Source organism: Streptomyces sp. NPDC060232, from assembly GCF_042726555.1.
Classification (GTDB): domain Bacteria; phylum Actinomycetota; class Actinomycetes; order Streptomycetales; family Streptomycetaceae; genus Streptomyces.
Genome location: NZ_JBHXAG010000005.1, coordinates 268,214 through 286,801, shown reverse-complemented (window position 1 = coordinate 286,801; position 18,588 = coordinate 268,214). Strand labels below are relative to the sequence as shown.

The following is an 18,588-nucleotide window of genomic DNA, read 5'->3' as shown; positions in this document are numbered from 1 at the left end:
CTTACGGTGCTGTTTCCACTAGGATCGGCCACCTGCGACAGCAGCGGTCAGGGCTCGGCCGTCATGAACCTCCCCGGAGGAGAGTGAGAAGCCGCCTCGGGCGCAGGAGTCACCCCATCAGACAGACGGCTGTCAGCAGGACGGTCAGTGCTGTCAACGGGAGCGCAGAGGCGCGTGCCCACTCCGTGGGCGTTGCCGTCACCTCGTTGATCACCGGCATGGAACCGGCGTAGCCGCGGCTGACCATCGCCAGGTAGACCCGCTCGCCGCGTTCGTAGGAGCGGATGAACAGTGCGCCGGCGGTCTTCGCCAGCACTCCCCAGTGCCGGATTCCGCTCGCCTCGAAGCCGCGCGAGCGGCGGGCGACGGACATCCGGCGCAGCTCGTCGCCGATCACGTCGCCGTAGCGGATCATGAAGGAGGCGATCTGTACGAGCAGGGGCGGCAGCCCCAGCCGCTGGAGGCCCAGCAGCAGGGCCCTCAGCTCGGTGGTCGAGGCGAGCAGGACGGACGCGGCCACGCCGAGAGTTCCCTTGGCGAGGACGTTCCAGGCGCCCCACAGGCCGGAGACGCTGAGCGACATGCCGAGCACCTCGACCCGCTCGCCCTCGGCCACGAAGGGCATGAGCACGGCGAAGGCGACGAAGGGGACCTCGATGAGCAGCCTGCGCAGCAGGAGGCCTGCCGGGATCCGGGCCACGGCGGCCACGCCCGCGAGGAGGAGTGCGTACAGGCCGAAGACCCACACCGCCTCCCGCGGTGTGGACACGACGACCAGGACGAAGCCGAAGGTCGCGGCGAGCTTGCAGTGCGGGGGCAGGGCGTGGACCGGCGAGCGGCCCGGGCGGTAGAGCCTGTGGGCGTGGCCGGCACCCATGTCAGGCGACCGGGGTGGAGGTGGCGGTCAGGTCGTCCGTGCGGCGGCGGCGCACGGCCCAGAAGATCCCGGTGCCGGCGACGACGGTGACGCCGACGCCGATGACGCCGGCGAGTCCGCCCGACAGGCGGGGGTCGTCGACGTCCTTGACGCCGTAGTCGGCGAGCGGCGAGCCGGCGGCGGCGTGCTCCTCGGCCTTCTCGTCGATGCCCTTGTCGGCGGCGACCTTCTCCAGGCCGTCGGGGGCGGCGGAGGCGTAGAAGGAGACGAACCCGGCGAGGACGAGGGCGGTGACCAGTCCGGTCACCCACACCTTCTTCGCCGAGCCGGCCCCGGAAGCAGTGGCGGGCGCGGTGGCGGCGGGCGCGTCGACGAGCGCGCCGTCGACGCGGAGCTTCAACGGCGTGGTCAGCCCGCGGGCCCCGTGCACCAGGTCGGGCCGTACGGCGATCACGGCGCCCACGGTCGCGGCGGTGATGAGGGCCTCGCCGATGCCGATGAGGACGTGTACGCCGACCATGGCGGTGAGCACCTTGCCCAGGGACACGTCGGTGGTGCCGCCGACGGCGTAGACGGCGGTGAAGGCGGCGGCCGCGGCGGGCACCGAGAGCAGGGCCGCCACGAAGCCGGCCGCGGTCACGGAGCGGCGGGTGGGCGGCAGGGCGCGCAGGAGGCCGCGGAAGAGCAGGTGCGCGGTGACGACGGTGACGACGCCCATGACGGTGATGTTCACGCCGAGGGCGGTCAGGCCGCCGTCGGCGAAGAGGATGCCCTGCATGAGCAGGACGACGGACACGCAGAGCACGCCGGTGTAGGGGCCGACGAGTATCGCCGCGAGCGCGCCGCCCAGCAGGTGGCCGCTGGTGCCGGCGGCCACGGGGAAGTTCAGCATCTGCACGGCGAAGATGAAGGCGGCGACGAGCCCGGCGAGCGGCGCGGTCCGCTCGTCGAGTTCGCGGCGGGCGCCGCGGAGGCTGACGGCCACCGCCGCGGCCGCCGCCACTCCGGCGGCCACCGACACGGGTGCGTTGATGAATCCGTCGGGCACATGCATGGAGTGGGCTCCGCTTCTTGTACGGCGGTCTTTAACCGTTCAAGAATAGTGCCCAGTTGCAAACCGTTGGCAAGAGCGAGCGCACCACAAATAGCGTCGCGCGTTTTCGTGGAAATGTGCGAGGCTGGAGGGCAAACGGACGGATATGTTCCGATTCGAGGAGTCTGGTCGATGTCTGCCACCGCCGAGAATCTCCCAGCGACCGCGACCGCGACCGCGGCTCCCGTCGAAGAGCGGGTACGCGCCCGTGTGATCACGGACGACCCCCTCTACCGGGCCATCCCCGTCGCCCTGCGCTTCGCCCCCGCCGAGCCCCTGGCCGTACGGATCGTATTCCCCGCCGATCTGTCCCCCGAGGGCACCGAGAACGAGTGGGTCTTCCCCCGGGCGCTGCTCGAAGCGGGCCTCCAGGCCCCGACGGGGACCGGGGACGTACGCGTGTGGCCCTGCGGCCGCGTCCAGGCGGTCGTGGAGTTCCACTCCCCCGAGGGCGTCGCGGTGGTCCAGTTCGACATCGCAGCCCTGCGCCGCTTCCTGCGCCGCACGTACGCCGCCTCGGCCTAACCCGCCCGGCGCAACGGGCCCGGCCCCGTTTCCCCCGAGTCGGTCGGGGGAAACGGGGCCGGGCCGTCATGACGCGGCGGGCGGTCAGGCGTTGACCAGCTCGCGGTCCTTGTCCGGTCCGTCGCCCGGCGCGGACCCGGTGGCGAGGTGCTTGCGCAGGCTCTCACCCTCCACGTCCACGTTCGGCAGCAGCCGGTCCAGCCACGTGGGCAGCCACCAGGCCTTGTGGCCGAGCAGCGCGAGCACCGCCGGGACGATGGCCATGCGGACCACGAAGGCGTCGAAGAAGACGGCGACGGCCAGGCCGAAGCCGATCATCTTGACCATCTGGTCGCTGGCTCCCAGGAAGCCCGCGAAGACGGCGATCATGATGACGGCGGCGGCCACGACGACCCGGGCGCTGTACTGGAAGCCGGTCACGACCGCCTGGCCCGGGCGCTCGCCGTGGACGTACGCCTCGCGCATGCGGGTGACGAGGAAGACCTCGTAGTCCATGGCCAGGCCGAAGACCACGCCGACCATGAAGATCGGCATCATCGACATGATCGGGCCGGTCTGCTCCACCCCGAAGACCGAGCCGAGCCAGCCCCACTGGAAGACCGCGACGACCGCGCCGAGGGCGGCGACGACCGAGAGCAGGAAGCCGAGGGCCGCCTTGAGCGGGACCAGGATCGAGCGGAAGACGAGCATCAGCAGCAGGAAGGCGAGGCCGACGACGAGTGCCAGGTAGGGCAGCAGCGCGTCGTTCATCTTCTGCGAGAAGTCGATGTTCATCGCGGTGGCGCCGGTGACGAGGACGTCGTCGCCGCTGCCGTCGCGGATCTCGTGGACCAGGTCCTCGGTCTGGGTGGAGGACGGCCGGTCCTTCGGGATGACGGTGATCACCGCGGCGTCGCCGGCCTCGTTGGGGGTCGGCGGGGTGACCGCGGCGACGCCCTTCAGGCCCTTGATCCGGGCGACCGTGGAGTCGGCGAGGGCCTTGTTGCCGTCGACGACCACCATCAGCGGGCCGTTGAAGCCCGGGCCGAAGCCCTCGGACAGCAGGTCGTACGCCTGGCGCTGGGTGGTGGAGACCGGCTGGGCGCCGTCGTCCGGCAGGCCCATCTCCAGCTTGCTCGCCGGGACGGCGACGACGCCGAGGCCGATCACACCGGCCAGCAGCACCATGACGGGGCGGCGCAGGACGAAGCGGGCCCAGCGGGTGCCGCCGTTGGCCTTCTTCTCGGCCCCGGCCGGCTTGCCCTTGCCGAACAGCCTGCTCTTCTCGCCCGCCGGCAGGACCTTCTTGCCGGCGAAGCCGAGGATGGCCGGGACCAGGGTGAGCGCGACGAGCACGGCGATGACCACGGTGCCCGCGGCCGCGACGCCCATCTTGGTCAGCATCGGGATGTTGACGACGGCCAGGCCCACGAGGGCGATGACCACGGTGAGGCCGGCGAAGACGACGGCGGAGCCGGCGGTTCCGGTGGCCCGGCCGGCGGCCTCGTCGCGGTCGCGGCCCTCGGCGAGCTCCGCGCGGTAGCGGGAGACGATGAAGAGGGCGTAGTCGATGCCGACCGCGAGGCCGATCATCGTGGCGAGGGTGGCGGTGGTGTTGCCGAGGTCCAGCACGTTGGCGAGCGCGGTGATGGAGGAGACGCCGATGCCCACGCCGATGATCGCCGTCAGCAGCGGCAGGCCGGCCGCGACCAGCGAGCCGAAGGTGATCACGAGGACGATCGCGGCGACGAGGATGCCGATGATCTCGCCGGAGCCGGTCTCGGGGGCCGCCATCAGCGCGTCACCGCCGATCTGGACGTTCAGGCCCGCGGCCCTGGCGTCGTCGCCGGACTCCTTGAGCGCGTCGCGGGTGGCGTCCTTCAACTCCATGCCGCTGACGGTGTACTTGGCACTGATGTAGGTGGTGGAGCCGTCCTGGCTGACCGCCTGCGTCTCGTAGGGGTTGGCCACGGAGGAGATCTGCTCCGCGCCCGGACCGGTCTTCAGCCCGCCCACGATCTTCTCGACCTCGGCCCTGGGACCGGGGTCGGTGACCTTCGCGCCCTCGGGGGCCTTGACGACGATGCGCGCGGTGGCGCCGTCGGCGGCCATGCCGGGGAACTTCTTGTCCAGCAGGTCGAAGGCTCTCTGGGCCTCCGTGCCGGGTATGGAGAACGATCCGGAGGTCGGGGCGGCCGCGGTGGCGGCGCCGAATCCGGCGGCGAACAGCAGCGCCACCCAGAGGAGGGCGACGAGCCCGCGGCGCCTGAAGGCGCCCCGGCCGAGTCGGTAGAGGAAGGTGGCCACGTCGTGGTTCTCCCGTTCAGGTCGTGGGATGGATCCGGAGGGATCAGGGCGTGGGGAGCCGGCCCGACGACGAGAGCGGCGTGTCAGGAGCAGCAGGGCGGCATCGTTGCCGCGGACTGGGGACGGGACGGGACGGGGACTGAACCGGGGAGGTTCAGACGCCGAGGGCGGGGAAGACCACGGCGTCGATGAAGTCACCGAGGAACGCCCGGTCCACCGGCCGGTCCTCGATCAGCGGGAGCGCGATGAACGCCCCGATGAGCATGTGCGGTACGAAGTCCAGGGCCGGGCACCCCGGTGCGATCTCGCCCCGGTCCACCGCGCGCTGCAGCATCACCTGCAGCCCGGTGATCTCCGGGTCGACCAACAGGTCCCGCAGTGCTTTGTGGAGCTCCGGGCTCTCGTGGACGGCATGGGCCAGACCCCGCATCAGCGCGGTGTCCTTGGCCATCTGCGCGTCGTCCGAGTGCTCCACCATGAGCGCGAAGTCCCCGCGCAGGCTGCCCGTGTCGATCTCGCGCAGCGAGACGGGCTGCGTACATCGCAGGGCTTTGGCCACCAGCTCCGGCTTGCTCCCCCACTGGCGGTAGAGGGTGGCCTTGCTGGACTTCGTACGGGCGGCGACCGCGTCCATGGTCAGCGCCTCGTAGCCGACGTCACGCAGGAGGTCGAGGACCGCCTCGTGCAGTTCGGCCTGCCGTTCGGGGGTGATCCGGCTGCGCCGGGCCGCCATCGCCTCGGTCATCTCCGTGCCTCCATCCGAACGAAACTGTTCCGTACGCTTGAGACGATACCCCTCCCCCAAGCGAAACGAAACCGTTCCGTTTCGCTGGATGGGGTGGCCTGGATCACCAGTACGAGTTGCCGCGCCCCCCTCACGCGGAAAGCATTGGGGGGTGAGTCACGACGTCGCGTACCTCCGATTCCCGCACCTGCACGACGACCTCCTGTGTTTCGCCACGGAGGACGACCTCTGGGTCGCCCCGCTGGTCCCCGACGGCCAGACCCCCGGCCGCGCCTGGCGGGTCACCGTCGACCGGACCCGGGTCGGCCACCCCCGCTTCTCCCCCGACGGCCGCCACATCGCCTTCACCACCTGGCGCAGCCTCGACCCCGAGATCCACCTGGCGCCCGTCGACGGCGGCCCCGCCCGCCGCCTGACCTACTGGGGCGCCACCGACACCCGCGTCTGCGGATGGGACCCCGACGGCAACGTCCTGGCGGTCTCCTCGCACGAACAGCCGTTCTCCTACTTCTCCTGGGCCTACAAACTGCCCGTCGACGGCAGCCCCGGCGGCCGCCTGCCCTGGGGGCCCGTGTCCGACATCCAGGTCGCCGACATCGACGGCGAGCACAGGAGCCTGCTGCTCACCGGCAAACCGCCGCACGAGCCCGCGGCCTGGAAGCGCTACCGGGGCGGCGCCATGGGCCGGCTCTGGCTCCACGGGCGCCAGCTCCTGGAGGACCTCGAAGGGCACCTGGACGCCGCGATGTTCGTGGGCGGCCGGATCGCCTTCCTCTCGGACCACGAGGGCATCGGCAACCTCTACTCCTGCCTGCCCGACGGCACCGACCTGCGCCGCCACACCGACCACGACGAGTTCTACGCGCGGCACGCCTCCAGCGACGGCTCCCGGGTCGTCTACCAGTGCGCCGGGGACCTCTGGCTCGTCGACTCCCTGGCCCCCGACGCCGCCCCGCGCAAGCTCCAGGTCCGCCTCGGCGGCCCGCGCGCCGGCCGGCGCACCTACCAGGTGCCGGCCGCCAGCCACGTCGACTCGCTCTCCGTGGACGCCACCGGGCGGGCCAGCGCCGTCGTGGTGCGCGGCAGCCTGTACTGGCTGACCCACCGCGACGGGCCGGCCCGCACCATCGCCGACACCCCGGGCGTGCGGGTGCGGCTGCCGGAGATGCTCGGCAGCGGTGGGCAGGTCGCCTACGTCACCGACGCCGAGGGCGAGGACGCGATCGAGATCGCCTACCTGCCCCGGGCCTCCGGGGAGCGGCAGCCGCGCCGGCTGGCGTCGGGCGAGCTGGGCCGCGTGACCGAGCTGCTCGCGGACCCGGACGGGGAGCGCCTCGCCGTCGCCTCGAACGACGGGCGGCTGCTGCTCGTCGACGCGACGGAGGAGTCCGACGGCGAGGTCACCGAGCTGATCCGGTCCATCAACGGCCCCGTCACCGACCTGGCCTTCTCCCCCGACGGGGCCTGGCTGACCTGGTCGCACCCGGGCATCGGGCGCTCGCTGCGGCAGATCAAGATGGCCCGCATCTCCGGGCCCGGCGCGCGCACCGTCGTCGACGTCACCAACGGCCGCTTCGCCGACGAGAATCCGGTCTTCACCCGCGACGGGCGCTACCTGGCCTTCCTGTCCTGGCGCGGCTTCGACCCGGTCTACGACGTGCACACCGGCGACCTGTCCTTCCCGCTGGGCTGCCGCCCGTACCTGGTGCCGCTGTCCTCCGCGACCCCCTCGCCCTTCGCGCTCTCCGCCGAGGGACGCCCCGCGGCGGGCGGACTGGACCCGGCCGAGGGGGACTCGGAGAGCTCGGGCGAAGGCGGCGCCGTGACCGTGGAGGTGGAGGGGCTGGAGAGCCGCGTCACCCCGTTCCCGGTGAGCGCCTCCAAGTACTCGGCCCTGTACCCGGTCAACGGCGGCGGACTGGTCTGGCTGCGCTGGCCGATCTCGGGCGCGCTCGGCGAGACCTTCGCCAACCCCAACGACGTCAGCGGCAAGCCCACGCTGGAGCACTTCGACCTGACCAAGGCCCGCAAGAGCGAACTGGCCTCGGGACTGGACTGGTTCGCGGTCAGCGGCGACGGCACCCGGCTCGTGATCAACGACGACGGGGACCTGCGCGCCGTCCCGGCCACCGAGTCGGGCGACAGCGACTCGACGGTCTACCTGGACCTGCGGCGCATCCTGCACGAGGTGGACCCGGCGGCCGAGTGGCGCCAGGCCTTCGAGGAGGCCGGGCGGATCATCCGCGCGTACTTCTGGGAGCCGAACATGTGCGGCATCGACTGGGACGGCGTACTGCGCCAGTACCGCCCCCTGGTCGAACGGGTCGCCTCCCCCGACGAGTTCGCCGACCTGCTGCGCGAGGTCCTCGGCGAGCTCGGCACCTCCCACGCCTACGTCTCCCCCGCCCGCCGAAACGAGGGCCCCCCGCACTACCAGCGGGCCATCGGCCTGCTCGGCGCCAACCTGGTCCCCCGGGACGGGACATGGGTGGTCGGCAAGATCCTGCCCGGCGAGTCCTCCGACTCCAAGGCCCGCTCCCCGCTGGCCGGAACCGGCATCCGCAAGGGCGCGGTGCTCACCCACGTGGACGGCCGGCCCGTGGACCCGGTCGCCGGCCCCTACCCGCTGCTGGCGGGAGCGGGCGGCACCACGGTCGAGCTGACCTTCCAGCCGGAGGAGGGCTCGGGCCGCCCCCGCCGGGTCGCCGTCGTCCCGCTGGTCGACGAGCGGCCGCTGCGCTACCAGGACTGGGTCTCCAAGCGGCGCCAGGTGGTCCGGGAGCTCAGCGGCGGCCGGTGCGGCTACCTCCACATCCCCGACATGGGCGGCTCGGGCTGGGCGCAGTTCAACCGCGACCTGCGCATGGAGATGTCCCGGCCCGCGCTGATCGTGGACGTACGCGGCAACGCCGGCGGGCACATCAGCGAGCTGGTGGTGGAGAAGCTCACCCGCTCCATCCTCGGCTGGGACCTCACGCGCGACGCCCAGCCCGTCAGTTACGCCTCCAACGCACCCCGCGGCCCGATCGTGGCACTGGCCGACGAGGCGACCTCCTCGGACGGGGACATGATCACCGCGGCCTTCAAACTGCTGGGGCTGGGCCCGGTGGTGGGCCAGCGCACCTGGGGCGGGGTGGTCGGCATGACGGGCCGGCACCCCCTCGGCGACGGCACGGTGATCACGGTGCCGATGAACGCCGCCTGGTTCCCCGAGTACGGCTGGTCGGTGGAGAACCACGGCGTGGAGCCGGACTTTGAGGTCCTGCGCACCCCGCTCGACTGGGCGGAGGGGCGGCACGCCGGGATGGACGACGCCGTGCACCTGGCGCTGGAGCTGCTCGAACAGGACCCGGCCGCGATGCCGCCCGGCTACACGGACGTACCGGACCGCCGTCGCCCGAAGCTGCCACCGCGGGAGTGAGCGGCTGACGCGGCGGAAGCGGAGGGGGCGCGGCCGTCCGTGACGGCCGCGCCCCCTCCGGGCGTCAGGTGCCGGCGATCAGCGGCTCCGGGTGCGCTCCTGCTCGTCGGCGGCGCCGCCCGCCCCGACGAGCCCCCTGGAGACACCGGACAGCCGGGGCTCGAAGCGCTTCATCTCGCGCTGCCCGACCGTCGCGATGATTCCGGGCAGATAGCCGCGCACGCCCTGCATCCCCCGCAGCCACCACTGCGCGTACACGTGCGGGGAGCGCCGCTCGATGCCGGCGACGATCCGGTCGACGGCCGGCCCCAGCGGGTACGTGCGGTTCGACGGCCACGGCAGCCGCTGCCGAAGCTCCCGCATGACCTCGTCCTGGTCGGCGCCGCGCACCATGTCCGTGTCGGTCCACGAGAGGTAGCCGACACCGACCCCCACGCCCTTGTAGCCGACCTCGGCGCGCAGGCAGTGGGCGAAGGCCTCGACGCCGGACTTGGAGGCGCAGTAGGCGGTCATCATCGGCGCCGGGGTGACCGCGGCGAGCGAGGCGATCTGGAGGAAGTAGCCGCGGCTCTCCGCCAGCACGGGCAGGAAGGCCCGGGCGGTGACGGCCCCGCCGATCAGGTTGACCTCGATCACCCGGCGCCAGGCGTCGGGGTCGGAGTCCGCGAACGGGCCGCCCGCGGCGACGCCCGCGTTGGCGACGACGATGTCGGCCTTCCCGAAGCGCTCCTTGACCTCCTGCGCCACGCGCGCCATCGCCTCGTGGTCGGTGACGTCGGCGTACCAGTGTCCGCTGTCGGTGTGCAGGCGCGCGGAGACCTCTTTGAGGGCCTCCGGCTCCAGGCCGACGAGCGCGATCCGCGCGCCGCGTGCGGACAGCTTGCGGGCGAGCAGCTCGCCGACCCCGCGGGCGGCCCCCGTGACGACCGCGACCTGGCCTTCCAGACTCCTGCGAGCACTCACGGGGTCTTCTCCTTCTCGGTGGTGTCGAGATAGCGCGCGGTCAGCTCGCACACGGCACGGGTGACGGCCTCGGGAGCCTCGATCGGGATCATGTGGCCCACGCCGGTGAGCTCGGTGAGGCCCACGCAGTGCGGCAGCGCCGCGGCGAGCCCGCGGGCGTGCGCGATCGGGGTGAGCCGGTCCGCGGTGCCGCCGATCACGGCGGTGGGGACGGTCAGCCGCGCCACGTCGGCGTCGAGGTCCAGCCCGGCCAGCACCCGGGACCAGGCGTGCCGCACCCCGGTGGGGCAGGCGTGGACGATTGCGGCGCACGCCTCGACCTTGTCGGGCGCGGAACCGGGGCCCATGGTGGCGTACTTCAGGACCGCACGGGCGACGGGCGTGACCGGCCCGAGCGGGGCGCGCGATCCGAGGAACGCGCCGGTGATACGCGTCCGCACCCGCCCGGCGCGCCCCGGCAGCACCGTGGCCTGCTCGACCAGCCGGGAACTGCCGGTGCTGCACAGCAGCACGGCCGCGGCGTGCTCGGTGAACTCCGGCCGGGCCGCCGCCGCCATGATCGTCATGCCGCCCATGGAGTGCCCGGCGAGAACCGCGCGCTCCCCGGGGGCGAGGGTGGCGCCGAGCACCGCCACGAGGTCGTCGGCGAGCGCGGTGGTGCTGTGCTCCCGCGCGGCGGGGCTGCGGCCGTGTCCGCGCTGGTCGTAGACGACGACCCGGTGGGTGGCGGCCAGGGCCCGTATCTGCGCGGCCCAGAACGCGGTGGAGCAGGTCCAGCCGTGGGACAGCACCACGGGCGGGGCCCCCTCGTCCCCGTGCACCTCTACGTGCAGGCGGGCCCCGTCGGCGGAGACGGCGACGAGCTCGCGCCGAGCGGCGGGCGGGGCGTAGGGGCCGGAGATGACGTGCGCCGGCCGGCTCACGCGGCGCCCTCCGCCTGCGCGGCGAGCGGCGCGGACGGGGCGGTGGGCAGCGGCGCGGGGTCGGCGGCGGCTTCGGTGGCGGGGGCGGTGGTTCCGGGGGCCGCCGCGGGGGCGGTGGCCGGGATCGGGGCCGCCGCCGCGGTCCGCTCACGGTCCCGGGCGCGTACGACCTCGTACTCCGCCAGATCGACGCTGCGCGTCTCCCGGCGGAACTCGCCGGTCGTGCCCGGCCAGACCGTCGTGTTGCGGCCGTTCGCGTCCAGGTACCAGCTGGTGCAGCCGCCGGTGTTCCAGACCGTCCGCTCCATCCGGGCCTGCACCTGCCGGTTCCACTTGTTCACGGCGGAGGGGCGCGCGGCGAGCGCGACCTTCCCGCCCAGCACGCCCAACTGCCGCAGGTAGTCGGCCATGTAGTTCAACTGCGACTCGATCATGAGGATCATCGAGCTGTTCCCGAGCCCGGTGTTAGGGCCGATGATCGTCATCCAGTTGGGGAAGCCGGCCGCGGTCGCCCCGCGCAGCGACTGCATCCCGTCCTTCCACTGGTCGGCGAGGGTCCTGCCCTCCGCGCCCACCACCCGGTCGGCGATCGGCATGTCCGTGACGTGGAAACCCGTACCGAAGACGATCGCGTCGACCTCGGTCTCGGTCCCGTCGGCCGCGACCAGGACCGAGCCGCGGATCTCCTTCAGCCCGGAGGCGACCAGGTCCACGTTGGGCCGTGCCAGTGCCGGGTAGTACTCGCTGGAGAGCAGGATCCGCTTGCAGCCGATCCGGTAGGAGGGCGTCAGCTTGGCGCGCAGCTCCGGGTCCTTGATCGACCGGGCCATGTTGGCCTTCGCGAGCGCCTCGACGAGTCCGAGCTGGTTCGGCCGCTTGGTGAAGGCGCTGACCTGGAGTTCCCGGATGCCCCACAGCAGCCCCCGGCGCGCGGCGCGGGTGAAGGGCAGCTGCCGGTGCAGCCAGCGCTCCACCGCCGAGATCGCCCGGTCGGTGCGCGGCATCACCCATGGCGGGGTCCGCTGGAAGAGCGTCAGGCGCTCCACGTCGGGGGCGACGGCCGGCACGATCTGGATCGCGGAGGCCCCCGTACCGATCATGGCGACGCGCTTGCCGGCGAGGTCGTAGTCGTGGTCCCAGCGCGCGGAGTGGAAGACCTTGCCGGGGAACCCGGCGAGTCCCGGAACCTCCGGCAGCTTCGGCTCGGACAGCGGCCCGGTGGCCGAGACCACCACGTCGGCGGTCAGCTCGCCCTGCGCGGTCTCGATCTCCCAGTGCAGCTCGTCCGCGTCCCAGCGCATCATCCGGACCTCGGAGTCGAGCCGGATGTGCCGGCGCAGCCCGAAGGTGTCCGCGACGTGCTCCAGGTACGCCCGGATGGCGGGCTGCCCGGAGAAGGTCCGCGGCCAGTCCGGGTTCGGTGCGAAGGAGAAGGAGTACAGGTGTGACGGGACGTCGCAGGCGCATCCCGGATAGCTGTTGTCCCGCCAGGTTCCCCCGACCGAGTCGGCCCGTTCCAGTACGACGAAGTCCGTGATCCCCTCGCGCCGCAGCCGCACGGCGGCCCCGAGCCCGCCGAACCCGGACCCGATCACCGCCACTCGTACGTGCTCGCGCCCCTCGCGCCCGCCCTTGCCGCCCATGCCGCCGCCTTCCGCCTCATCCGCAGTCCCAGCCACGCAACGCCGCAACGCACCACACCATCGAAACACTGCCAGCAATCACTGGCACAATCGGGAGGGTAGAGCAGCGCCGTACTCATGGGTAGGGGGCGGACCCGGAAAGTTACTGCCGGTACGCCCCAGGGGGTGTCTTGCCGATCAGGCCGGGCTCGCGGGCCCTGGCACCGCGCCTCGCCGCGTTGTCCTCGGTCGACGACGCTCCGCGTCGCCTCCCTCGTCCGCCTTGCGATCCTTCCCCTAGGCCCTGCGGGCCTGGGGACACCCCATGGCACCAGACCCCCGCTCCCTGATCCGGCCCGACCGACAAGACACCCCCTAGGCTGCATCCGTGGCGAAGGATGAGATGCAAGCGAAGCCGGTACGCGAGTACCGCACCGAGGAGCTGGCCGAAGCGGCCGGCATACCGGTGCGCACCCTGCGCTTCTACCGTGAGCGCAAACTGCTCCCGCCGCCCCGCCGCGAGGGCCGCATCGCCTGGTACGACGACCACCACCTGGCACGGCTGCGCACCATCGCCGGCCTGCTGGAACGCGGCCACACCCTCGGCGGAATCGCGGAGCTGACCGTCGCCTTCGAGAAGGGCCGCGACGTCGGCCAGCTGGGCGAGCTGATCGGCATCGGCGGGTCGGAGGAGACCCCGGTGCGGCTCACCCCTGAGGAGCTGGCCGACTACTTCGAGGGCGAGGTCACCCCGGAGAACCTGGCCGCCTCACTCGACCTGGGGTACCTCGCCGTCGACGGCGACACGATCGTCCACGTCAGCCGCCGCCTGCTGGACGTCTCCTCGGCGCTGGTCCGCGAAGGGGTGCCGCTGGCGGCGGTCCTGGAGACCGGGCGGCGCGTCCGCGAGCACGCGGACGCGATGGCCCTGCTGTTCACCGAGCTGATCTCGGACCACATCTCGCCGGACGCACTCACGCGGCTGCGTCCGCTGGCCAAGAGCGTGGTCGAGGCGGAGCTGACGATGGCCATGGACCGCCTGTCGGCTCCTGCGCCTCCGGGTCAGACCCCGAGCTCGTAGACGACGGTCACGGGCGCGTGGTCGGACCAGCGCTCGGGGTGCGTCTCGGCCCGCTCCACGAAGGCCTTCACGGCCTTCGCGGCCAGCCCCGGGGTCGCCACCTGCAGGTCGATCCGCCAGCCGGCGTCGTTGTCGAAGGCGCGGCCGCGGTAGGACCACCAGGAGTACGGCCCCTCGGTGCCGGGGTGCAACTCGCGCACCACGTCGACGTAGCCGGCCTGCGTGTAGACCTTCCCCAGCCACTCGCGCTCCTCGGGGAGGAAGCCGGCGTTCTTGCGGTTGGTCTTCCAGTTCTTCAGGTCGGCCTCCTGGTGACAGATGTTCCAGTCACCGCAGACGACGACCTCGCGGCCGTCGGCGGCGGCCCGCACCTTCAGCTCGGCGAGGTAGGCCAGGAACTCCCCCATGAACCGGTACTTCTCGTCCTGCTTCTCCGTACCCGCCTCACCGGAGGGCAGGTAGAGGCTGGCCACGGTCACACCGGGCAGGTCGATCTCCAGGTACCGCCCGGAGGCGTCGAACTCCGCACTGCCGAACCCGACCCGCACCTGCTCGGGCGCGCGCCGCGTGTACAGGGCGACCCCGGCCCGCCCCTTCACGGCGGCCGGAGCGAACACGGTGTGCCAGCCCTCGGGAGAGCGCACCTCGTCCGGGATCTGCCCCTCCTCGGCCCGTACCTCCTGCAGGCAGACCACATCGGCGTCGGATCCCGCGAGCCACGCCCCGAAGCCCTTCTTGGCGGCGGCCCGGATCCCATTCACATTCACGGAGGTCACAGTGAGCATCCCAGCACCATAGCGGGATGGTTCCGTACGATGTTCGGATGTCTCATGGGATCGACCTCCGCACCGTGCCGTACGACCACCCGGACGCGGTCAAGCTCAACGACCAGGTCCAGCTCGAATACCAGGTGCGCTACCAGGGCGAGGGCGACGCCACCTATCTGGATCCGGCGATGTTCGCCCCGCCGCGGGGCCTGTACATCGTGGCGTACGACACCTCGGGCGCCCCGGTGGCGACCGGCGGCTGGCGCAGCCAGGAGCGCAACGACGAGGGCTACTCGGACGGCGACGCCGAGCTCAAGCGGATGTACGTCGTCCCGGAGGCCCGCGGCCTGGGCCTGGCCCGCCGCATCCTGGCGACGCTGGAGGAGGACGCCCGCGCGGCGGGCCGCCTGCGGATGGTCCTCGAAACGGGCGACCGGCAGCCGGAGGCGATAGCCCTCTACCTCTCCGCGGGCTACGCCCCGTCGCCGAAGTTCGGCTTCTACCGCTTCTACGACTCCAGCCGCTGCATGGCCAAGCCCCTCCAGCCCTCCGAGGCCCCGGCGCTCCCCTCCCACCCCGCCACCCCCTCCAGCCCCGCGGGCGTGTGAGGCGCCTTCAACCCCGGCGGCGTGTGAGGCGGGGGGCCGGGGGCGGAGCCCCGGTCTTCAGTTCGCAGGCGTGTGAGGCGCGGCGCCCCGGGGGCGGCGCCCCGGGCAACGGCGCCGCTCCCGCCCTAGGGTCTGTATCGAGTTGCCCCGGGCGTCGCGACGCCCGGGGCAACTCGATACAGACCCTAGCGCGGGAGCCAGACGGCCGGGTCCGTCCCCCACCGCGACGGCCCCCCGGCCCACTCCCCGAACGGGCTCATGGCATGCCGCAGCTCCCCGTACCCCGACCCGGTCTCCCGCAGCCACGGCTCCGCCGAGTACTCGGCGGCCCCGCCGCCCCCGCCGGCCGGCGCCAGCCCCCGCACCAGCCACGACCCCGTCCCGGCCAGGGAGAACCGCAGGCCCCGCCCGCCGCCCTCGGCCAGCGCCCGCATCACGCCGGCCGCCACCAGGTAACCCGTCCCGTGGTCCAGCGCCTGCGCGGGCAGCACTCCCGGCGCCCCGTCGGGCCCCGCGCACGCGGCGGCGATCCCGTAGCCCGCCTGTACCAGCGAGTCGAACCCCCGCCGCCCCGCCCACGGCTGCGGCGCCCGCCACCCCCACGCGCACAGTTCGGCCACCACCAGCCCCGGCCGGCGCTCCAACAGCTCCCGGGCCCCGAGCCCGTGGCGTTCCAGCGCCCCCGGCCGGTACCCGGTCACCACCACGTCGGCCTCGGCCAGCAGCCCCTCGAAAACCGCCCGGTCGCCGGCCCGCGCCGACTCGTGCCCACCCAGGTCCAGCAGCGCCGACCGCTTCCCGAAGCCGGTGTCCGCGTGCGCGTCGTCCGACTCCGGCAGGTCCGGCGGGTCGATCCGCAGCACGTCCGCGCCCAGCAGCCCCAGCGTGCGCGTGGCGACGGGCCCGGCGATGACCCGCGTCAGGTCCAGCACCCGCACCCCCGCGACGGGCCGCCCCGGCGGAGCCTCGCCGAGCGCCCGTCCCCGCCCCCGGTCCCCCGTCGTGCGTACGGTCTGCACCAGCGGCTGTGGATCCCCGTACCGCTCTGCCACGGCGACGGCGAGACCGCCCGCCCCGTACACGAGTTCCTGCACCTCGACGGCCGTCCGCCCGGCGACCGCGGCGCGCAGCGCCTCCGGTGTCGGGGACGGCAGCCGCAGCGCCCGTACGAGCGCGGCTTCGTGGTGCGGGTAGTTGGCGTGCGTGCGGACCCAGCCGTCGGCGGCCCGCCAGAAGCCGGACAGCGGGGCGAACGACACCGTGGGCCGACCGCCCACCCGCAGATGGCGTTCGCTGACGAAGGCCGTGGCGACCGCCCCCTCGTCCACCACGAGGGGTGAGGTGTCCCGTGTCGCGCCCCCGGCCCGCACCGCGCCGAGCTCCCCCGCCGCCAGTCCGCAGACCGCGACGGCCGCACGCGCCAACTCCCGTACCGGGAGCGGCCCTTCCCCGAGGTTCCCGCTCCCGACGTACCGGACCCGTTCGACGAGCCCCGGTGCGCCGCCGAGCGCCTCCCAGGCCTGGGCCGTCCCGAAGTCTTTTTCCCCACCGATCGTCATGAACGCATCCTCGCCCAACCGCCCCCGGAAACGCAGAGATCCCGCCCAGCCTTTTGGCTGAACGGGATCTCGTGACGTTCACGAGAGCTACTCGTGAACTGTCGTCTGTGGACCTGTGGGGATTTGAACCCCAGACCCCCTCGATGCGAACGAGGTGCGCTACCAGACTGCGCCACAGGCCCTTGCGACGTGTGAAACATTAGCACCCCTGCGCCGGTGCTCCAAAACGCGTTTCCGGGAGGGTCCGCGCAGGTCACCGATCACTCGTTCGCCGCCCGCGGGCGGTCCTCGCTCTCGTACTGGTCGAACAGCGGGGTGCGGCCGCGGCCCTGGCCGCGGGGGCGCGGGGCGCTCCGGTCCTGCGGGTCGTCTTCGCCGGTGGCCGGGGCGGGGACCGCCGGCTGTGCGCGCAGCCGGGGCTCCGTCGGCTCGGCGGTGCTGGAGCGGGTCGCGCTCCAGGCGTCCGGGGTCACGGGGCCCGTGGCGCGGGGGGCGACCGGGGCCGTCACGTACGTCGGCAGCGGGACCGGGACCGGCTCCCAGCTGTCACCGCGGACGGGGCCGCGTTCGCGCTCGCGCTGCTGGTCCACCCACTCGGCGTGGTCGGTCTGCTCGACCAGTGCGCGCCGTCCGGCCTCCTGCGGGGAGACCGGTGGAGCAGGGTCCGGTTCGCCGGCCGCGTCCGCGCCGCCCTCGGGGTGGCGGCGGCGCGGGCGGTCCTCCCGCAGCTGCCGCGCGGCCGCCTCCGCGCGCCGCCGGTCCATGGTGAACTCGTAGCGCCGCCGCTCCTGGACTCGCAGGTGGGCGATGTACGTGCTCAGCAGGAGGGCGGGCACGGCGGGGGCCCACAGGTAGCGCAGGCCGCCCACCGCGGCGACGACGGCGCCGGCGGTGAAGACGAGGAAGAGGAGTGCGGTGGTGCGCCGGCGGCGCGCGAGGACCTGGAGGCGCTGTTCCCGCCGGGCCCGTTCCGCCCGGTGCTCCCGCTCGGCGGCCGCCGCTCGCGGCTCCGCCCTGGTCGGGGACACGCCGAAGGCCCGGGCGTCGGCGTCGACGGAATTCACCGTTTCCGTCGCGGCGTCCGGGTCCGCGTGGGGCTGGGGCTCCGCCTCCTCGTCACCGCGCTCACGCAGCCCCTTGGCGTAACGGCGCTCCATTCCCGCCCGGCCGGAAAGCAGCCGAATGGCAGTGGAGAAGCGTTCCGTCGGACGGGCTTCGTTCAGCTCGTCCTGCCTCCGGAGCCACATGGGCACCAAGTAGGCGGCCCAGGCCCCGACAATGACTGCGTAGATGAGGCCGCTGCTGCTCACACCTCACACCGTAGAGGGGCGCGGGCGAGGGGATCGGCCAATTGGGCCGGTGTGTCGCGCGATCTCGCTGATATCACGGACTTTTTTTGTGATTCTTCGGATCAGGTTATGGGCGAATCGGTTACCTCGGGCCATTAATTCGAACAGATATTCGTTTATCGCTCCGGCCGGAGCGAACGGCGGGCATCCCTATTTCGGCGGCGACGGCGTGTGGCGCGACCGGTGCCAGCGGCGCAGCAGCCCCTCCGGCACCTCCTCCGCGGTGATCGCGTACACGAGGTGGTCGCGCCAGGCGCCGTCGATGTGGAGGTAGCGCGGACGCAGCCCCTCCTCGCGCAGGCCCAGCTTCTCCACGACCCGCCGGCTCGGCCCGTTCTCGGGGCGGATGCACACCTCGATCCGGTGCAGGCCGACCTTGCGGAAGCAGTGGTCGACCGCCATCGCGACCGCCGTGGGCATCACGCCGCGGCCCGCCACGTCGCGGTCCACCCAGTAGCCGATGTGCGCCGCGCACATCGAGCCCCAGGTGATCCCGGCGACCGTCAGCTGGCCCACCAGACGCCCCTGGTACTCGATGACGAAGGGCAGCATCCGGCCCGCGTTCGCCTCCGCCCTCAGGTGACGGACCATCTGGCGGTACGTGGGCCGCTGGATCACCGGCCCCCACGGCGCGGGCGGCGGAATCGTGGCCTCCCACGGCCGGAGCCAGTCGCGGTTGCGCTGGTTGACCTCGCGCCAGTCCTTCTGGTCGCGCAGTTTTATCGGCCGGAGCGTGACATCGCCGTCGGTCAGGACCACGGGCCAGGTG

Annotated in this window: 15 protein-coding genes and 1 tRNA gene; 4 read left to right on the top strand and 12 right to left on the bottom strand. The window is 72.9% G+C overall.

Annotated features, from left to right (window positions below):
- Window positions 1–109: 109 nt before the first annotated feature.
- Both cbiQ and ACFWFZ_RS11090 read right to left on the bottom strand, forming a co-directional pair.
- The gene (gene cbiQ / locus ACFWFZ_RS11095) at window positions 110–877 is read right to left on the bottom strand and encodes a cobalt ECF transporter T component CbiQ (RefSeq protein ID WP_387119858.1); all 768 of its coding nucleotides are present in this window, start codon (window positions 875–877) and stop codon (window positions 110–112) included.
- A gap of 1 nt (window position 878) precedes the next feature.
- Window positions 879–1,931 (bottom strand): energy-coupling factor ABC transporter permease, encoded by a 1,053-nt coding sequence (locus ACFWFZ_RS11090; protein WP_387119856.1) that lies wholly within the window; start codon window positions 1,929–1,931, stop codon window positions 879–881.
- 171 nt (window positions 1,932–2,102) lie between these two features.
- Between ACFWFZ_RS11090 and ACFWFZ_RS11085 the strand changes: the two genes are divergently transcribed.
- Complete coding sequence (locus ACFWFZ_RS11085) at window positions 2,103–2,495, top strand: SsgA family sporulation/cell division regulator (protein ID WP_387119853.1); 393 nt, start codon at window positions 2,103–2,105, stop codon at window positions 2,493–2,495.
- A gap of 84 nt (window positions 2,496–2,579) precedes the next feature.
- On the opposite strand, the gene ACFWFZ_RS11080 is transcribed toward ACFWFZ_RS11085, so the two are convergent.
- Entirely contained in the window at window positions 2,580–4,781 is a 2,202-nt protein-coding gene (locus tag ACFWFZ_RS11080) for an MMPL family transporter (protein ID WP_387119850.1), read from the bottom strand.
- Between the two features lie 154 nt (window positions 4,782–4,935).
- Window positions 4,936–5,526 carry a TetR/AcrR family transcriptional regulator gene (locus tag ACFWFZ_RS11075; protein WP_030827458.1) on the bottom strand — a complete coding sequence of 197 codons (591 nt, stop codon included), beginning with the start codon at window positions 5,524–5,526 and terminating at the stop codon, window positions 4,936–4,938.
- Between the two features lie 151 nt (window positions 5,527–5,677).
- On the opposite strand from ACFWFZ_RS11075, the gene ACFWFZ_RS11070 reads away from it, so the two are divergent.
- A complete protein-coding gene (locus tag ACFWFZ_RS11070) occupies window positions 5,678–8,947 on the top strand; it encodes a S41 family peptidase (RefSeq protein ID WP_387119846.1) in 3,270 nt (1,089 codons plus the stop codon).
- Window positions 8,948–9,025: 78 nt separating this feature from the next.
- On the opposite strand, the gene ACFWFZ_RS11065 is transcribed toward ACFWFZ_RS11070, so the two are convergent.
- The 3 genes from ACFWFZ_RS11065 to ACFWFZ_RS11055 are packed head-to-tail and all read right to left on the bottom strand — an operon-like array spanning window position 9,026 to window position 12,476.
- A complete protein-coding gene (locus ACFWFZ_RS11065; RefSeq protein ID WP_387119843.1) occupies window positions 9,026–9,910 on the bottom strand; it encodes an SDR family oxidoreductase in 885 nt (294 codons plus the stop codon).
- Window positions 9,907–10,833: an alpha/beta fold hydrolase gene (locus ACFWFZ_RS11060; RefSeq protein WP_387119840.1), complete on the bottom strand. Its 927-nt coding sequence runs from the start codon at window positions 10,831–10,833 to the stop codon at window positions 9,907–9,909. Before ACFWFZ_RS11060 ends, ACFWFZ_RS11065 begins: the two co-directional genes overlap by 4 nt.
- On the bottom strand, window positions 10,830–12,476 hold the full coding sequence (locus tag ACFWFZ_RS11055) for a flavin-containing monooxygenase (protein WP_387119837.1): 1,647 nt from the start codon (window positions 12,474–12,476) through the stop codon (window positions 10,830–10,832). The genes ACFWFZ_RS11060 and ACFWFZ_RS11055 overlap by 4 nt, the downstream gene beginning before the upstream one ends.
- 382 nt (window positions 12,477–12,858) lie before the next feature.
- Here ACFWFZ_RS11055 and ACFWFZ_RS11050 point away from each other — a divergent pair, with 382 nt between their 5' ends.
- Complete coding sequence (locus tag ACFWFZ_RS11050; RefSeq protein WP_387119982.1) at window positions 12,859–13,536, top strand: MerR family transcriptional regulator; 678 nt, start codon at window positions 12,859–12,861, stop codon at window positions 13,534–13,536.
- Here ACFWFZ_RS11050 and ACFWFZ_RS11045 read toward each other — a convergent pair.
- On the bottom strand, window positions 13,518–14,321 hold the full coding sequence (locus tag ACFWFZ_RS11045) for an exodeoxyribonuclease III (protein ID WP_387119835.1): 804 nt from the start codon (window positions 14,319–14,321) through the stop codon (window positions 13,518–13,520). The two genes, ACFWFZ_RS11050 and ACFWFZ_RS11045, sit on opposite strands and share 19 nt — an antisense overlap.
- A 38-nt stretch (window positions 14,322–14,359) precedes the next feature.
- On the opposite strand from ACFWFZ_RS11045, the gene ACFWFZ_RS11040 reads away from it, so the two are divergent.
- The gene (locus tag ACFWFZ_RS11040) at window positions 14,360–14,911 is read left to right on the top strand and encodes a GNAT family N-acetyltransferase (protein ID WP_387119831.1); all 552 of its coding nucleotides are present in this window, start codon (window positions 14,360–14,362) and stop codon (window positions 14,909–14,911) included.
- Window positions 14,912–15,096: 185 nt separating this feature from the next.
- On the opposite strand, the gene ACFWFZ_RS11035 is transcribed toward ACFWFZ_RS11040, so the two are convergent.
- The 4 genes from ACFWFZ_RS11035 to ACFWFZ_RS11020 form a co-directional block, all read right to left on the bottom strand.
- Window positions 15,097–16,470 (bottom strand): CoA transferase, encoded by a 1,374-nt coding sequence (locus ACFWFZ_RS11035; RefSeq protein WP_387119828.1) that lies wholly within the window; start codon window positions 16,468–16,470, stop codon window positions 15,097–15,099.
- A gap of 108 nt (window positions 16,471–16,578) precedes the next feature.
- Window positions 16,579–16,652, bottom strand: a tRNA-Ala gene (locus tag ACFWFZ_RS11030).
- 78 nt (window positions 16,653–16,730) lie between these two features.
- On the bottom strand, window positions 16,731–17,780 hold the full coding sequence (locus tag ACFWFZ_RS11025) for a hypothetical protein (protein ID WP_387119825.1): 1,050 nt from the start codon (window positions 17,778–17,780) through the stop codon (window positions 16,731–16,733).
- Between the two features lie 189 nt (window positions 17,781–17,969).
- A complete protein-coding gene (locus ACFWFZ_RS11020) occupies window positions 17,970–18,578 on the bottom strand; it encodes a GNAT family N-acetyltransferase (protein ID WP_387119822.1) in 609 nt (202 codons plus the stop codon).
- Window positions 18,579–18,588: the final 10 nt, after the last annotated feature.

What these genes read in the sequence shown, in the direction of transcription:
- cbiQ (WP_387119858.1), bottom strand. Translation starts at nt 877, where the DNA reads ATGGGTGCCGGCCACGCCCACAGGCTCTACCGCCCGGGCCGCTCGCCG.
- ACFWFZ_RS11090 (WP_387119856.1), bottom strand. Translation starts at nt 1,931, where the DNA reads ATGCATGTGCCCGACGGATTCATCAACGCACCCGTGTCGGTGGCCGCC.
- ACFWFZ_RS11085 (WP_387119853.1), top strand. Translation starts at nt 2,103, where the DNA reads ATGTCTGCCACCGCCGAGAATCTCCCAGCGACCGCGACCGCGACCGCG.
- ACFWFZ_RS11075 (WP_030827458.1), bottom strand. Translation starts at nt 5,526, where the DNA reads ATGACCGAGGCGATGGCGGCCCGGCGCAGCCGGATCACCCCCGAACGG.
- ACFWFZ_RS11055 (WP_387119837.1), bottom strand. Translation starts at nt 12,476, where the DNA reads ATGGGCGGCAAGGGCGGGCGCGAGGGGCGCGAGCACGTACGAGTGGCG.
- ACFWFZ_RS11050 (WP_387119982.1), top strand. Translation starts at nt 12,859, where the DNA reads ATGCAAGCGAAGCCGGTACGCGAGTACCGCACCGAGGAGCTGGCCGAA.
- ACFWFZ_RS11045 (WP_387119835.1), bottom strand. Translation starts at nt 14,321, where the DNA reads ATGCTCACTGTGACCTCCGTGAATGTGAATGGGATCCGGGCCGCCGCC.
- ACFWFZ_RS11040 (WP_387119831.1), top strand. Translation starts at nt 14,360, where the DNA reads ATGTCTCATGGGATCGACCTCCGCACCGTGCCGTACGACCACCCGGAC.
- ACFWFZ_RS11035 (WP_387119828.1), bottom strand. Translation starts at nt 16,470, where the DNA reads ATGACGATCGGTGGGGAAAAAGACTTCGGGACGGCCCAGGCCTGGGAG.